The sequence below is a fragment of the Corallococcus interemptor genome, from assembly GCF_003668875.1.
In the GTDB taxonomy this organism is placed as follows: Bacteria; Myxococcota; Myxococcia; order Myxococcales; family Myxococcaceae; genus Corallococcus; species Corallococcus interemptor.
The window spans coordinates 54635-69543 of record NZ_RAWM01000007.1 but is presented as its reverse complement, the minus strand read 5'-3'; the positions used below and the strand labels follow the sequence as shown (position 1 = coordinate 69543).

Below are 14909 nucleotides of genomic sequence, written 5' to 3'. Positions count from 1 at the left end.
ACAAAGGACCCTACGCTTCCAGCTCCGTGTGCCAGTAGGCCACGTCCCTCAGGAACTTGCGCCAGGACAGGGGCAGGCCCTTCTCCACGAGGAACGACACGACCAGTGCGTCCGGCAACCGCTTGGGCTTCGCGGGCACGGTGCGCAGCGTCATCCGCGCCTGGGCCGGGGTGCGGTTGCCCTTCTTCTGGTTACAGGGCACGCAGGCGATGACGATGTTGTCCCAGCTGGTGCGGCCGCCCTGCGCGCGCGGCAGCACGTGGTCGTACGTGGCTTCCGGGCGGGTCACCTTGCGGCCGCAGTACTGGCAGCGGCACTGGTCGCGCTGGTAGACGTTCTCCCGGCTGAAGCGCACGCCGCGCGGGCCCTTCCACAGGGCGCGCACGAAGCGGATGACGGACGGCATGCGCAGCTCCACCGTCACCGAGCGGATGACGCGGTCCTCGTACTCTTCAACGACCTCCACCTTGCCCTGGACCAGCAGCATGACGGCGCGTTGCCAGGGGATGCGTGCGACAGGCTCATAGGACTGGCTCAACACCAGCGTTTCCATGACAGCGGGCCTTTCGGGCGGGACAGGCCGCCAGGGAGTCGAACCCTGCTCGTCCGGATTTGGAGTTCGGACTGCACCCGGTGCGCGGCCTTCGTGTGGGACGCAAGAAGCGGAAAAAAAGGGGAGCGGGGTGCCCGGACGTGAAGAAGGCCGGGTTCCCGTGTCGGGAGCCCGGCCTCCAGGGGCAAGCCACGTCAGGGACGGGGCGTGACGCCTTCAGGAGCCGGGCAGGGCGAGGCGAAGGGACGCGAAGCCCCGCCAGCGGCACGTGGAAGGAGCGGTCACCGGGCTGGGACGCGAGGCCGCGTCGATGCCGTGACTGGAAGGGTTCTGGTGCTTGAGGTTCATCGGGGACTGCTTCGTCGCCTGGCGCATCGGGACCGCTCCTTTCGCTCCGAAGCGACGTGGGCGGAAATTCAGTCCTGACAAGCAAGCAGGCTGGACGTTAGGACTCCGCGCATGAAAGCCATCCGCTACCACCAGCTGGGCGGGCCGGAGGTCCTCCGTTGGGAGGACGCGCCGGAGCCCGTGCCCGGGCCAGGCCAGGTCCTCCTGCGAGTCCATGCCGCGGGCGTGAACTTCGCGGACACCGAGCGCCGCCGCGGGCTGTACGACGCCCAGGTGCCCCTGCCGCGCATCCTGGGCAGCGAGGCCGCCGGCGTGGTGCGCGCGGTGGGGCCCGGCGTGGACGCATCCTGGGTGGGACGCCGCGTGGTCGCCCTGACGAAGCAGGCCTACGCGGAGGCGGCGCTCGCACCCGTGGAGCAGCTGTTGGTGCTGCCGCCAGAGGTGTCCTTCGAGGAGGCCGCCGCGCTGCTGGTGCAGGGGCTGACGGCGTACCACGTGGTGCACACCGTGGGGCGCGTGGAGGCAGGGCAGACGGTGCTCATCCACGCGGCGGCCGGAGGCGTGGGGCTGCTGGCGGTGCAGCTCGCGAAGGCGGCGGGCGCGCGGGTCATTGGCACGGTGTCGGGCGAGGCGAAGGCGAAGCTCGCGCGGGACGTGGGCGCGGACGACGTCATCCGCTACGACCGGGAGGACGTCGCGGCGAGCGTGCGTGAGCTGACGGGCGGGCGCGGCGTGGAGCGCGTGCTGGACTCGGTGGGCGCGAGCACGTGGCAGGCCAGCCTGGACGCGCTGGCGCCCTTCGGTCACCTGGTGAGCTACGGCAACGCCAGCGGCCATCCGCCGCACGTGGAGGTGGAGTCCCTCTACGCGAAGTCGCTCACCGTGAGCGCCTACTGGCTGCACACCCCCACGCCCCCGGAGGTGCAGCGCAAGGCGCGCGAGGCGCTGCTGGCGGAGGTCGTGGCGAAGCGCCTTCGCCTCGTGGTGGGCCTGAGTCTGCCGCTGTCCCGCGCGGAAGAGGCCCACCGTCAGCTGGAGGGCCGCGGCACGGTGGGCAAGGTCGTGCTGGTCGCCGGGGACTGACCCGCGCGGCGCGGGTGCGCCCACGTATACTTCCCGGCAGCGATGTCCTCGGACGACCTTCAGCGCACCCTCTGCAACTGCCTGGCGCTGCGGCAGGCCAGCCGCCACGTCACGCAGTTCTATGATCAGGTGCTCGCGCCCAGCGGCCTCCGGACGACGCAGTACTCCATCCTCCACCACGTCCAGTCCCAGGGCCCGCTGACGGTGAACGCGCTGGCGGAACAGCTGGTGATGGACCCGTCCACGCTCACCCACAACCTCCGGCCCCTCTTGAAGGACGGCTTCGTGGTGCTGGAGGTGGGCCGCACGGACCGGCGTCAGCGCGCCATCGCCATCACTCCGGAAGGGCAGGCCGCCTACCGCAAGGCCCGGCCGCTGTGGCTGCGCGCCCAGGCGGACTTCGAGCGCGCCGTGGGCGACACCCAGGCCTCCGCGCTGCGCGACCTGCTGGCCACGGTCGCGCGGACGCAGTGGGGCGAAGCCACCGCGGCGACGGCGGGCCCTGCTGATTCCAGGGCTCCCTCCCGTCGCCGCCGTTGAGGGCTGACCGCCCTCAGAGCTTGGGGGCGCTGGCGGGGGCGGGCTTCAGGTAGCGGTCCAGGAACTCCAGGGTGCGCCGGTCCACCTGCGCCTCGTTCTTCTTCTTCTTGAAGCCGTGGCCCTCGTCGGGGAGCAGCAGGTACTCCACCGGGACGCCGTTCTTCTTCACCGCCGCCACGATTTCGTCCGACTCCACCTGGAGGACGCGCGGGTCGTTGGCGCCCTGCACGACGAACAGCGGCTTCTTGATGCGCTCCGTGTGGAAGAGGGGGGAGATCTCCTTGAGCATCGCCTCCTGCTTCTCCGGGTCGCCAATCTCCTGGAACATGGCCTGACGGAAGGCGCCCCACTCGGGCGGCATGCTCTTGAGCGTGCGCAGCCAGTTGGACACGCCGAAGACGTCCACGCCCACGTCGAAGGCGTCCGGGTGGAAGGCGAGCGCCGCCAGCACCATGTAGCCGCCGTAGCTGCCGCCCATGATGGCCACGCGCGAGCCGTCCACGTACGGCAGGCTGGCCAGGTACTTGCGCGCCTCCACGCAGTCGCGCAGCGGGTCCTTGCCGTGCTTCTGGTCGTCCGCCTTGAAGAACGTCTTGCCGTAGCCCGCGCTGCCCCGGTTGTTGATGCCCAGCACCACGTAGCCGTGGTTCACCAGGTACTGGACGAAGTTGTTGTAGCCCCGGGTCGTCTCTCCGCCCGGACCGCCGTGCACGTAGACGATGGCGGGCGCCTTGTTCTGTGCCGTGGCCTGGTGCGGCTTGAAGAGCAGGTTGGGGATCTCCATCCCGTCAAAGGACTTGAAGGTCACCACCTGTGCCTCCACCAGGTCCTCGGAGTCGAGCTCGCGGCTCATCGTGTCCGTCACGCGCGTGGTCTTCTTCGTGGCCAGGTCCTGGACGTAGAGGTTCGCCGAAGAGCGGTCCGTCTCCAGGAGGACCGCCAGCTGCTTCTCGTCACGGGAGAAGATGGCCTCGGAGATCATCCCGGCGGGCAGCTGCGTCAGCGGAACCTGCGTCCCGGCCTTCTCGTCGTGCAGGCGCACCTCGATGCCGGCGTTCACGTTGATGAGGGAGACGCGGAACGCACCCGAATGAGAGAACTCCGTGGCGATGATGTCCCAGTCCGCCTTCTCCACGTCCTCCCACTTGCCGGCCTCCTTCGCCGGGCGCACCACGCGGGCGAACTCCGTGCCGTCGTCCGTGATGAGGTACAGCTCCCCGGTGACGGGGTGGATGTCCCCCACGCGGTAGCTGGCCACGCCCGTGTGCGGCGTGAGGTTCTTCAGCGTCTGGGTCGCGACGTCGTAGCGCCACACATTGCCGTCCGACGTGGTGACCGCCTCCTCCAGCGCCACCCAGCTTTCGTCCGGCGCCACGCCCGCGACGCCGAACCCCTTGTCGTTCCGGGCCAGGAGCGTGCGCGCGTACGTCTTCGCGTCAAGGCGGTACACGTCCATGGCGCCCGGGTCGCGCTCGTTGGTGGTGATGTAGAACGCGCTGTCGTCCTTGCTGAAGCCCAGGAAGTGGGCGACGCCCTTCTTCATGGGCGTGAGGTCCTTCTCCTTGCCGTCCGGCGTGCGCACGTAGATGTGCGTCTGCTCATCGCCCCCCTTGTCGCGCTCGAAGAGGAGGCGGTTGTCGCGCGGGAAGGCCCCCACCACCCGGATGGCGTCCGTCTTCGAGCGCGTCAGCGCGGTGGGCTTGCCTCCGCCCACCGGCACGCTGTGGACGTTGAAGATGCCGGTCGCGTTCGACGAGAAGAGCAGCTGCTTGCCGTCCGAGGTGAAGACCGGGGCCATCACCTCCGTGGACCCCATGAACTGCTCCACCGTGTACTGCTTCGACGGCCGGGCGGCCGGGGTAGGCCTGGACGCGGGCGGCGCGGCCCCCAGGAGTGGCAGGAGCAGGGCGGGGGCAAGGACTCGGGACAGGGACTTCCACACGGGCATGGGGCCTCCGGAAGGCGGCGGACGGGGGAACTCTGGGCCAGGCCCCGCCGGGTTCAACAGAGGCCGGCGACAAACCTGACAGAAGGCTGTCACGAGCCGGGGGCAGATTGATTGCGTTCCCTCGACGCGGCACCCGGAGATTCCGTCATGACCCAGAACGACCTGTCGAAGACCCTTCCCCTGCGCGGCCTGCACACCTACGCGGGCGGCTGCCTGTGTGGCGCCGTGCGTTACGAGGCCACCGTGGACCTGGCCGGCGTCACGCGCTGCAACTGCACCATCTGCATGAAGTACGGCTACGGCGGCGGCGTGGGCATGAAGCCGGACGCCTTCCGCCTCTTGAAGGGCCAGGACGCCCTCAAGAAGTACGGGCGCGACGGCAGCCCCAACACCCGCAGCTTCTGCGGCCGCTGCGGGGTGGTGTGCTACGGCGACGGCGACGTCCCGGAGCTGGGCGGCAAGTTCGTGTCCATCTACGTCAACACGCTGGATGACGTGGATCCGTCGCTGCTCACCTTCGGGTACTGGGACGGCCGGCACGACAACTGGGCGGCCGGGCCGCGCCCCACGCCGTGGCCCTTCCAGGCCGCCGCCTAGGGCCTAGAGGCTCCCCGCCGCGGCACGGCCCGCGGCGCGGCCGGAGAAGATGCAGCCGCCCAGGAACGTGCCTTCCAGGGCGCGGTAGCCGTGGACGCCACCGCCTCCGAAGCCGGCCACCTCGCCCGCCGCGTAGAGCCCGGGGATGGTCTTCCCCTGGGCGTTGAAGACGCGGCCCTGGAGGTCCGTCTCGAAGCCGCCCAGCGTCTTGCGCGTGAGGATGTTCAGCTTCACGCCGATGAGCGGCCCCGCCTTGGGGTCCAGGATGCGGTGCGGCTTCGCGGTGCGCACCAGCTTGTCACCCCGGTAGTTGCGCGCCTGGCGGATGGCGGCCAGCTGCAGGTCCTTGCTGAACGGGTTGTCCATCTGGAGGTCGCGGGCCTTCACCTCGCGCTCCACCGTGGCGAAGTCCAGCAGCGGCTCTGGCGTCTTCGCGTTCATCCCGGCGACCAGGTCGCGCAGGTTGTTGGAGATGACGAAGTCCTCGCCCTTCTCCTTGAAGGCCTCCACCGGGCCCATGGCCTTCTTGCCCACGGCGCGGTTGAGCACGCCCAGCCAGTCCTTGCCCGTCAGGTCCGGGTTCTGCTCCGAGCCGGAGAGCGCGAACTCCTTCTTGATGATCCACTGGTTGAGGATGAACCAGGTGTGCTCGTGGCCCGTCTTTACGATGTGCTCCAGCGTGCCCAGCGTGTCGAAGCCGGGGAACAGCGGCGGCGGCAGGCGCTTGCCGGTGGCGTCCAGCCACAGCGAGCTGGGGCCCGGCAGGATGCGGATGCCATGGCGGGGCCAGATGGGGTTCCAGTTCCGCAGGCCCTCCGTGTAGTGCCACATGCGGTCGCGGTTGATGAGGCGCCCGCCCGCGGCCTCCGTGATGGCGATCATCCGGCCGTCCACGTGGTCCGGCACGCCTTGAATCATGAACTTCGGCGCGGGGCCCATGCGCTGGGGCCACGCCTTGCGCACCAGCTCGTGGTTGCCGCCAATGCCGCCGGACGTGACGATGACCGCGCCCGCGCGCAGCTCGAAGTCACCCACCGTCACGCGCGAGCTGCTGGCGCCCCGGGGGACCTCCGTGGGCTCCAGCAACATGCCGCGCACGCCCACCACCGCGCCGTCCTGCGTGAGCAGTTCGTCCACGCGGTGGCGGAAGTGGAAGGTGAGGGTGCCCTTGGCCTCGGCCGCCTTCGCCCGGCGCACGAAGGGCTCCAGCACGCCGGGGCCGGTGCCCCAGGTGACGTGGAAGCGGGGGACGGAGTTGCCGTGGCCCACGGCGCCGTAGCCGCCGCGCTCCGCCCAGCCCACCACCGGGAACCAGCTCATGCCCTGCTGGACGAGCCAGGGGCGCATCTCGCCCGCGGCGAAGGCGACGAAGGCCTCCGCCCACTTGCGCGGCCAGTGGTCCTCCTCGCGGTCGAAGGCCGCGGTGCCCAGCCAGTCCTCCATCGCGAGCTCGTGCGAGTCCTTGATGCCCATGCGCCGCTGCTCGGGCGAGTCCACGAGGAACAGGCCTCCGAACGACCAGAACGCCTGGCCGCCCAGGTTCTGCGGCCCCTCCTGGTCCACCACGGCGACGCGCTTGCCCGCATCCGCGAGCTCCGTGGCGGCGACGAGTCCGGCGAGCCCTCCGCCCACGACGATGACATCCACTTGCTGTCCCATGCGTGCCTCCCGGTAGCACCTGGCGCGCGGATGATAGCGATTCGCGCGGATTGCAGACGGTCCATCACCTGCGCAACCCACCGCTCCCGGGGGTAGACTCCCGCCCATGGATTCAGATGTGAAGGGCAACGCGGGGCCGCTGGGCCATGACGCCGCCGCCTACGCGCAGCGTCAGGACGGGCTGTCACCGGAGCCGCTGCGGGACGCGGCCTGGAGCGTGGCGGGGCAGCGGGCCTTCGGCGTGGTGCTCGACGTGGGCTCGGGCAGCGGCGGGTGGATCCGCCGGCTGCAACAGAACCCCGCCATCGAGCGCATCCTCAGCACGGACATCCACGACGCGGGCGCCAGCCGCCTGCCGGGCGTGGAGTTCCAGCAGCGGGACGTGTCCCGGGACGCGCTGCCGTGGGGCGATGGGTCGGTGGACTGGGTGTTCGCCATTGAAGTGCTGGAGCACCTGGCCAACCCGCGCCACTTCGTGAAGGAGGCCTTCCGCGTGCTCAAGCCCGGAGGCCACCTGTTCTTCACCACGCCCAACAACGACAGCCTGACGGCGCGGCTGTCCTTCCTGGTCCGGGGCTACTTCCCGGCGTTCTGCGAGCAGGACTACCGGGACTCCGGACACATCACGCCCATCACGGAGCTGGACGCGCGGCGCATGGCCGTGGAGGCGGGCTTCCAGTCCATCGACTTCGACTATCCGCTGCCCGGACGCATCCCCCGCAGCAGCGTGTACTGGCAGCGCTTCGTGCCGGGCCTGCGCGGACGGTGGTGGAGCGACGGGCTGTTCGCGCTGCTGACGCGGCCCCGTTGAACGGGACTGGCCGCCTGTTCAGGCGCCGTGGTAGCCCTGCCGTGAACCAGGAGGCTCGGGATGCGGCAGCGGTGCTTTTGGGTGGGGACGGATCCGCTCTACCAGACCTACCACGACGAGGAGTGGGGCGTGCCGGTGCGCGACAGCCGCGCGCTCTGGGAGATGCTGATGCTGGAGGGCTTCCAGGCGGGGCTCGCGTGGATTGTCATCCTGCGCAAGCGCGAGGCCTTCCGGAAGGCGTTCAAGGGCTTCGACCCGAAGGTGGTGGCGCGCTTCACGGAGAAGGACGTCACGCGCCTGATGGCGGACGAGGGCATCGTCCGGGCGCGCGCGAAGATTGAAGCCACCATCGGCAACGCGCGCGCCTATTTGATGATGCAGGAGGCGGGCGAGGACTTCTCCTCGTTCGTCTGGGGCATGGCGGGCGGCAAGCCCATTCGCAACGCGTGGAAGAGCCGGGGCGAAGTGCCAGCGAAGACGGAACTGTCGGAGGCGTACTCCAAGGCCTTCAAGCAGCGCGGCTTCAAGTTCGTGGGGCCGGTCATCGTCTATGCATGGATGCAGGCCACGGGCATCGTGGATGACCACACCGTGGACTGCTTCCGGCACCGGTGAAGCAAGACAACGAAACACCCAGGAGACACGGAATGCGGATCAGCGTGATGAGCGTGATGGTGAATGACCAGGCCCGGGCCCTGAAGTTCTACACGGAGGTCCTGGGCTTCGTGCTGAAGGTGGACGTCCCGGTGGGCGCGGGCGGGGAGCGCTGGCTGACCGTCGTCGCTCCGGACGCGCTGGAGGGCACGCAGATTTTGCTGGAGCCCCTGGGCTTCCCGCCCGCGCGCGTGTACCAGAAGGCGCTGTTCGACGCGGGCATCCCGGCGGCGTCGTTCGGCGTGGATGACTGTCAGGCGGAACATGACCGCATGGTGAAGCTGGGCGTGACGTTCAAGACTCCGCCCACCGCCATGGGCCCCGTCACCGTCGCCGTGTTCGAGGACACCTGCGGCAATCTCATCCAGATGGCGCAGATGATGTAGCCGGCCCGGGATATCGGCCGTTCGTCGTATGTCATCCCATGTCGGACACGGCTTATACACTGTGTCCTGTCTGTTCATGCTTCACACAGGGGGATGTGATGACGATGCGGATTCAACCCAGGATTCCGCCGCAGGAGCCTCGCAAGGGGCTGGCGGCGGGCACGGCACGCAGCAACACCGCGCAGGGGACGCCGGCGCGTGCGCCGGAGGTGGCGACTCGCCGGGCGGGCTTCTCCGAGCAGAGCGCGTTCGTCTCCAAGCAGCCGGACGTGCAGTCCACGTTCAAGCGCGAGTTCGGCGCGATGGCGTCCGACAAGCAGAAGTTCCACGAGACGATGCGGACGGTCTACGGCGAGGGCTATGACGCCGCCAAGGCCGAGCAGTTCCGGCAGCAGGCGCTGAAGGGCGACTTCGGCTGGCTGCCGCCGGTGCGCACGGTGTCCGCGGAGACGCTGGGCGGGGCCAACGGCGCCTACGACGCGGAATCCGGCACGGTGCTCATCAATGAGTCGCTGGATCCGTCGCTGGCGGCCTCCACCTACGTGGAGGAGGCGGGCCACCACCTGGACACGAAGCTCAACACCGAGGACACGCAGGGCGACGAGGGCGAGCTGTTCCGCCGCATCCTGTCCGGGGAGAAGCTGACCCCGAAGCAGGTGGCGGACATCCGCGCGGAGAACGACAAGGGCACCATCGTCGTGGACGGCAAGACGAAGGAGGTCGAGTTCTGGAACCCCTTCAAGGCCCTGGGTGACGCGGCCAAGGCCGTGGGCAACGCCGTCACGGGCGCGGCGAAGGCCGTGGGTGGAGCGGTCTCCAGCGCGGCGAACTGGGTGGGCAACACCGTCACGGGCGCGGCGAAGGCCGTGGGCGGCGCGGTCTCCAGCGCGGCGAGCTGGGTGGGCGGCGCGGCGAAGACCGTCTGGAGCGGCGTGAAGAACGTGGCCAACCGCGCGGGCGACGGCATCCGCGGCCTGGTCACCGGCGCCATCAGCACCGTGGTGGGCGCGGTCCGCAACGTGGGCGAAGGGATAGGGACCTTCTTCGGCGGCATCGGCAAGCTGTTCCAGGGCAAGTTCGGTGAAGGCTTCAAGCAGATGGGGCTGGGCCTGCTGAAGGCCGTGGTGCAGACGCCCGTGGATGCCCTCCTGATGATGGGCGGACGGGCCCTGAGCGCCATCCAGACGCTGGTGGGCCTGGAGCCGCCCGGGCGCAAGCTGTCCAGCAGTGAGATCGCCACGCTGAAGAGCGTCTACGGGGACTCCATCGACTACTCGCAGATGCGCATCAAGGAGGGCAAGTCCGGCCTCTTCAGCACCACCGGCCGCGCGTTCACCCACGGCAACACCATCTACATCCCGCCGGAGAACATGCCCCTGACGCCGGACCTGCTGGTGCACGAGTCGGCGCACGTCTGGCAGCACCAGAACGGTGGCACGGACTACATGAGCGAGGCCCTGGTGGCCCAGCACATCGGGGACGGCTACGACTTCGAGAAGGGCCTGGACGCGGGCAAGTCGTGGAAGGAGCTCAACCCCGAGCAGCAAGCGGAGTTCCTCCAGCAGGCCCAGCTCGCGGGCTACTTCGCCAACCCCGCCGGCGGCTTCCACTTCAACGGCAAGGACTACACGGCGCAGATTCAAGCGGCCATCGCCCAGGTCCGGGCCGGCGAAGGGGCGCCGTAGGCCATGCGCTCGTCGCGCCTCGCCAGCCTGGGGTGGGCCTGGGTCCTGCTCCTGCTGCTCACCGCGTGCCGTCCGGTCCTCCAGGTGTCCCTGGTGGAGGGCGCGCGGCAGCTGCCTGCTCCGCGCTTCACCGTGGAGGATCCAGAGCACGCGGATCGCCCCCGCTACACCACGGTCCAGGTGCTGGACCGCGCGGGGGAGATGTACTGGCAGCTGCGGGCGGAGCCCTACGGCGACATGGCCAGCGTGGCCTCGTTGACGTACGGCGAGGCGCCACCCGGCTTCACCGTGCTGGACGGTCCCCGGGAGCTCCAACCCGGGGGCCGCTACGCCCTGTACGTGGTGGGCAAGAACCGGGGTGCACTCCACTTCGACGTGGACCCGCAGGGCCACGTCTCGGAGGCCTCCCCGTAGCGTGAAGTCCCTGTGCTCCGGGGGCGTTGCGCTAGCCTGGGGCCATGTCTTCGGAGCGCAACAGGGGCCGTGTTCGCACGGTGGAGGACTGGTGGGGCAGGCTCTCCTCGCGGGACGCGGGTGCTCGCGAGGAGGCGCTGTCGGCGCTGGAGGAGTTGCTGGTGTCCGGGGCGCCGGAGTCGCGGGAGCGGACCGCGCGGGCGCTCCTGGAAGAGCTGGGGCGGCCCGGGACCGCGGTCGCGGAGCCGCTGCTGTTCCTGTTGCAGCGCAGCTGGTGGCCGCCGCAGCCGGGCCTCGCCGGGCTCGCCGTCCAGCGCGTGCTCGCGGTGCTGGCGCGGCTGGAGGCCGAGTCTCCCGCGCTGGAGAACGCGGCGGGCGTGCTCACCGTGGTGTGCCGCGTGGACCCCTCCCGGCTGGCCGCGCTGGGGGCGATGTTCGAGCATCCGCGTGCCTCGGTCCGCGGCGCCATGGCGCGCGTGGTGGGCCGGCTGGGCACCGCCGCGGCCGCGGAGCTGCCCCGGCTGTTGAAGCTCCTGGAGGACGAGGAGCCCGTGGCCCTCTCCGCGCTGGAGTCCCTGGCGGCGCTGGCCCCGCTGGCCCCGGAGCTCACCGCGCCCCGGCTGCTGGAGCAGGTGCGCGGGTCGGAGGGCGCGCGCCTCTACCTGGCGCTGGTGTCCCTGCGGGGCCTGTTTGATGAACTGCAGGGCGAGGCGCGGCCCGTGCCCGCGTTGCCGGATTTAGAGTCCGCGCTGCTGCGCACGCTGACCGCGCCAGAGGCGCCCATCCGTCAGGAGGCCGCGTCGCTCCTGGGGTTGAGCGGCCCGCTGTCGCCCGAGGCCATCGCGGCCCTGCGCGAGCACCTGCGGGATGAGAGCGCCCACGTCGCGGCCCGCTCCGCCGTGGCCCTGGTGCGCTCCGGTGCTCCGGCGGCGGAGGCGCTGTTCCTGTTGAAGGGACAGCTGGGACCGGCCGCGTCGCGCGAGCTCCAGGAGGCCGCGGTCGCCGCGCTGGAGGAGGCGGACCCCTCGCGGCTGGGGCGCGCGAGGGGGATGCTGGAGACGGTGGCCCGCGACGCGGTGGGGCTGACGCGCGAGGCCCTCTACGAACTGCTGGGGCAGATTCCCTAGCAGCCCAGGTTGCCGCCGGGGCTCACGCCGAGCATGGAACAGAACCGCAGGTAGTTGTCGATGCGGCTCTGCACCTGGCCGGGGTTACGGCCGTAGCACTCCACCGACCCGTTGATGGTGCGGATGGTCTCACCGAAGCCCGCGTTGTTGACGATGGCGTTGTGGGCCGTCATGGAGCCCGCGCCATTCTGCGTGGTCCAGAACCAGAAGCCCGTGCGCCACGCGGCGTTCGCGTCCTGGGCCAGCAGGTCCGGGTTCGCCTGGAGCGGCAGGCCCAGCGCGTTGCCCGCCGCGCAGTAGTTACCGTTCCACGACAGCTGCATGGGGCCGCGCCCGAAGTACCGCTTGCCCGGGGCGCAGCTGCACCCCGGAGGGCCCCACGACGTGTCGCAGTAGTCGCCCTTGTTGATCTCCTCGATGTACACGAGCCCGCCCGTCTCGTGCGACACGTTGGCCAGGAACGCGGCCACCTCGCGCTTGCGCGTGTCCGTGTCGCCCGTGGTCCCCACGCTGGGGAAGGTGGCCGCGGCGGCGATGAGCGCGTCGTAGGTGTAGAAGCCGTTGCGGCCGGGGAACATGGTGTTGAACATGTCGCGGGTGAGGATGGCCCCGAAGCCCGTGCCGCCGCTCCCGCCGCCGGAGACCTTGTCGAACGTCCAGCGCTGGTTGTCGCGGTCCGCGTAATACGGGTACTGGACGATTTGCGTCCCGTTGTCGAACGAGCCCCACGACAGGTCCATGGCCATGCCGGTGTGGCGCGGGTGGAAGCTGAACTGCGTGCCGCCCCGGTTGATGAACTGGAACTGCTGGTTGGCGCCGTCCACGTAGGTCCACTGGTGGAGGACGGCGTTCTCCGCGGTGCTGACCCCCTGGATGTCCAGGGCCTTGCCGCTGTTGACGTTGATGATCTTCCAGAACCCGCCCGACGTGGGCGAGATGTGGAACTTCTGCGCGTTGGTGCCGTTGCAGTCCCACTGCTGCACCTTCGCGCCGTCCGCCGTGCTGGAGGACGCCACGTCGATGCACTTGTTCGTCCGCACGGAGCGGATGACGTAGTCGCCCTCCGTGATGGTCGACACGACGGCGGCGCTCTCCACCTGGCTCAGCGTGTCTGGCGCGTCTCCTCCGGCCTCCGGCCCGGAACAGCCGGCCAGCGCGCCCATGGCTCCCAGCAACGACAGACCGCGGATCATCCCCTTGTGGCTCATGACGTCTCCCTTGGGTACCGCCAGCAGGTGAAGGAACTCCCAAGAGGCAAATAAAACCTCTCAGGCCAACTTTGTTTTTCAAGAGAACAAAGTCCCTGGCGTCATGCCATTGTCCGAGGTATCCAGTCAATCCAGGGAATCCGAAAGAGCCCGGAGTGAACAGGGAAGGGGAGGACACCGGGCGTGCGGGTCCGGCCCTGGTTAGACTGCGGCCCTGGTTCGTTCCCCTGTTCCCCCAGGAGGCCCCTCATGCCCAAGTCGATTGGTGGTTCCAGCTTCAAGGCGCCGTCGGTGCCGAAGTCGCCGCCTTCCACCACCCCCAAGGCGCCGAACAGCGTCTCCACGCCCTCCTCGAGCACCGCGAGCACCAGCAAGAAGCGCCCGCTGGACGAGGCGTCGTCGTCGGAGCCGAACAAGCTGGCGAAGACGGACCTCAAGGACAACACGACGGAGGCGCGGCTGAAGCGGGCGAAGATTCGCGAGGAGCGCCGTCAGTCGTCCGCGGACGCGGTGGGCTCGGCGGACGGCCGCAGCGGCTTCGTGGGCACCTCGCAGGGCTTCCAGAAGATGAACCCGAAGACGGACGGCAAGCAGCGGGTGGACACACCCTTTGGCCCGGTGAACGCGAGCAAGTTCCCCACGCAGGACCCGGCCTTCAAGATCACCACCCAGGCGAAGAAGGACTACGGAAACCAGCCGGTGGGGCACAAGTACTCGGACCTGGTGACGGCGTTGAAGGCCGGGGGCAAGAGCGACAAGGAGATCGCCACCGACCTGCTCAACGGCCTGGAGGGCAAGGACCCCCAGCACCTCACGGACAACAAGTCCAAGAACGCCGCCGCCAAGCTCCTGGCCATCATGAATGTGTCCGAGCCCATGCGCGTGGGCGGCTCCGGCAAGGCGGGCCGCGCGACGCTGCGCATGGTGCAGGCCGGGGAGATCAGCCTGGAGCAGGCCTTCACGGGGAAGACGCCCACGTTCCCCATGGCGGACAATCCGACGTACATGCGCCGCACGGTCAACTACGACGGCACGAAGCAGACCAAGCCGCCGGAGAAGCCGACACAGTTCGACAAGGTCGGCGGCTACATGTCCGACAGCAGCGGCGACGAGTCCTGAGCCACCGCTTCACAGCCTCTTCAGGAAGCGCTCCGTGAAGAGGTACGCGTCCCCCGGCCACCGCGCGGACACGTAGCGCCCGTCCTCCACGACGAAGGCGGGCGTGTGGTCCGTCGCGGTGCCGCGCTTGGACAGGACGCGCGGGCCGCGCTCGAAGTGGCCCGGGTCCGCGAGCGCGGCGGCGACCTCCTCCTCCACGTAGGCGGGATAGGTGCGGTAGTAGCGCCCCAGCTTCCACGCCGTGAGCAGGTACGCGGAGCGCTCCATGTACTTGGGCAGGCACGTGGTGCGCATGCCGTGGAGCACGCTCCTCCCGGTGGCGGGGTCCTTCGTGCGCGCCAGCACCAGCACGCCGTGGCAGATGGCCGCCACGGGCCGCTGGAGCGCCCAGAACGCCGCCACCTTCGACTGGAGCAGTCCGCTGCCCAGGTACTGCCGCATGCCCGGCGCGTGGCCTCCGGCGAGCAGGAGCGCGTCGAAGTCCGACGGCTTCACCGCGTCCCAGGTGAGCGGCTTCTGGAAGGCCTGCGTCAGCGTGAGGTCGCCGTAGAAGCGCCTGGGCTCCGGGTCCGCGCCCAGCTGTCCGAAGAGCACGCCGGTGAGCAGCAGCGGATCCGCCGCGGGCATGTGGCCCTTCTCCGTGGCGAACACCACTTCGTGCCCCGCGTCGGTGAGCATGCGCCAGGGCACGGCCACTTCGGTGACGTCGAAGTCGTGGTCAGGCAGCGGGACGAGGACGCGGCGGGCGGAGGCCATTCGGGGAGTGTTTCCCGGGGC

General features: G+C 69.7%; 16 protein-coding genes. 10 read left to right on the top strand and 6 right to left on the bottom strand.

Annotated features, from left to right (window positions below; genetic code table 11):
- Positions 1–10: 10 nt before the first annotated feature.
- Positions 11–553, bottom strand: a complete 543-nt coding sequence (locus tag D7X96_RS04420; RefSeq protein ID WP_120547468.1) for an HNH endonuclease — start codon at positions 551–553, stop codon at positions 11–13.
- Between the two features lie 216 nt (positions 554–769).
- The gene (locus tag D7X96_RS39880) at positions 770–928 is read right to left on the bottom strand and encodes a hypothetical protein (protein WP_158626548.1); all 159 of its coding nucleotides are present in this window, start codon (positions 926–928) and stop codon (positions 770–772) included.
- An 84-nt stretch (positions 929–1012) separates the two neighbouring features.
- Here D7X96_RS39880 and D7X96_RS04415 point away from each other — a divergent pair, with 84 nt between their 5' ends.
- Together D7X96_RS04415 and D7X96_RS04410 are read left to right on the top strand one after the other, a co-directional pair.
- The gene (locus D7X96_RS04415) at positions 1013–1984 is read left to right on the top strand and encodes a quinone oxidoreductase family protein (protein WP_121769065.1); all 972 of its coding nucleotides are present in this window, start codon (positions 1013–1015) and stop codon (positions 1982–1984) included.
- 42 nt (positions 1985–2026) lie between these two features.
- On the top strand, positions 2027–2524 hold the full coding sequence (locus D7X96_RS04410) for a MarR family winged helix-turn-helix transcriptional regulator (RefSeq protein WP_120547470.1): 498 nt from the start codon (positions 2027–2029) through the stop codon (positions 2522–2524).
- 13 nt (positions 2525–2537) lie between these two features.
- Here D7X96_RS04410 and D7X96_RS04405 read toward each other — a convergent pair whose 3' ends face one another.
- Complete coding sequence (locus D7X96_RS04405) at positions 2538–4472, bottom strand: S9 family peptidase (protein ID WP_121769064.1); 1935 nt, start codon at positions 4470–4472, stop codon at positions 2538–2540.
- A 147-nt stretch (positions 4473–4619) separates the two neighbouring features.
- Between D7X96_RS04405 and D7X96_RS04400 the strand changes: the two genes are divergently transcribed.
- Positions 4620–5069: a GFA family protein gene (locus D7X96_RS04400; protein WP_120547472.1), complete on the top strand. Its 450-nt coding sequence runs from the start codon at positions 4620–4622 to the stop codon at positions 5067–5069.
- Positions 5070–5072: 3 nt separating this feature from the next.
- On the opposite strand, the gene D7X96_RS04395 is transcribed toward D7X96_RS04400, so the two are convergent.
- Positions 5073–6728, bottom strand: a complete 1656-nt coding sequence (locus tag D7X96_RS04395; RefSeq protein WP_121722404.1) for an FAD-binding dehydrogenase — start codon at positions 6726–6728, stop codon at positions 5073–5075.
- Between the two features lie 106 nt (positions 6729–6834).
- Here D7X96_RS04395 and D7X96_RS04390 point away from each other — a divergent pair, with 106 nt between their 5' ends.
- The 6 genes from D7X96_RS04390 (at position 6835) to D7X96_RS04365 (ending at position 11805) form a co-directional block, all read left to right on the top strand.
- The gene (locus tag D7X96_RS04390; protein WP_120547474.1) at positions 6835–7539 is read left to right on the top strand and encodes a class I SAM-dependent methyltransferase; all 705 of its coding nucleotides are present in this window, start codon (positions 6835–6837) and stop codon (positions 7537–7539) included.
- A 60-nt stretch (positions 7540–7599) separates the two neighbouring features.
- Positions 7600–8154, top strand: coding sequence for a DNA-3-methyladenine glycosylase I (locus D7X96_RS04385; RefSeq protein WP_120547475.1), 555 nt, complete (start codon positions 7600–7602; stop codon positions 8152–8154).
- A 32-nt stretch (positions 8155–8186) separates the two neighbouring features.
- Positions 8187–8579 (top strand): VOC family protein, encoded by a 393-nt coding sequence (locus D7X96_RS04380; RefSeq protein ID WP_120547476.1) that lies wholly within the window; start codon positions 8187–8189, stop codon positions 8577–8579.
- A 98-nt stretch (positions 8580–8677) separates the two neighbouring features.
- On the top strand, positions 8678–10264 hold the full coding sequence (locus D7X96_RS40385; protein WP_208647265.1) for a hypothetical protein: 1587 nt from the start codon (positions 8678–8680) through the stop codon (positions 10262–10264).
- A 3-nt stretch (positions 10265–10267) separates the two neighbouring features.
- A complete protein-coding gene (locus tag D7X96_RS04370) occupies positions 10268–10678 on the top strand; it encodes a hypothetical protein (protein ID WP_121769063.1) in 411 nt (136 codons plus the stop codon).
- 44 nt (positions 10679–10722) lie between these two features.
- Entirely contained in the window at positions 10723–11805 is a 1083-nt protein-coding gene (locus D7X96_RS04365) for a hypothetical protein (RefSeq protein ID WP_147468224.1), read from the top strand.
- Here the strand turns inward: D7X96_RS04365 and D7X96_RS04360 are convergent.
- Positions 11802–13013: a glycoside hydrolase family 19 protein gene (locus tag D7X96_RS04360; protein WP_121769062.1), complete on the bottom strand. Its 1212-nt coding sequence runs from the start codon at positions 13011–13013 to the stop codon at positions 11802–11804. The two genes, D7X96_RS04365 and D7X96_RS04360, sit on opposite strands and share 4 nt — an antisense overlap.
- 249 nt (positions 13014–13262) lie before the next feature.
- Between D7X96_RS04360 and D7X96_RS04355 the strand changes: the two genes are divergently transcribed.
- Positions 13263–14132, top strand: coding sequence for a hypothetical protein (locus tag D7X96_RS04355; protein ID WP_121722407.1), 870 nt, complete (start codon positions 13263–13265; stop codon positions 14130–14132).
- 9 nt (positions 14133–14141) lie between these two features.
- Here D7X96_RS04355 and D7X96_RS04350 read toward each other — a convergent pair whose 3' ends face one another.
- Positions 14142–14888: a type 1 glutamine amidotransferase domain-containing protein gene (locus D7X96_RS04350; protein ID WP_121769061.1), complete on the bottom strand. Its 747-nt coding sequence runs from the start codon at positions 14886–14888 to the stop codon at positions 14142–14144.
- Positions 14889–14909 lie beyond the last annotated feature (21 nt).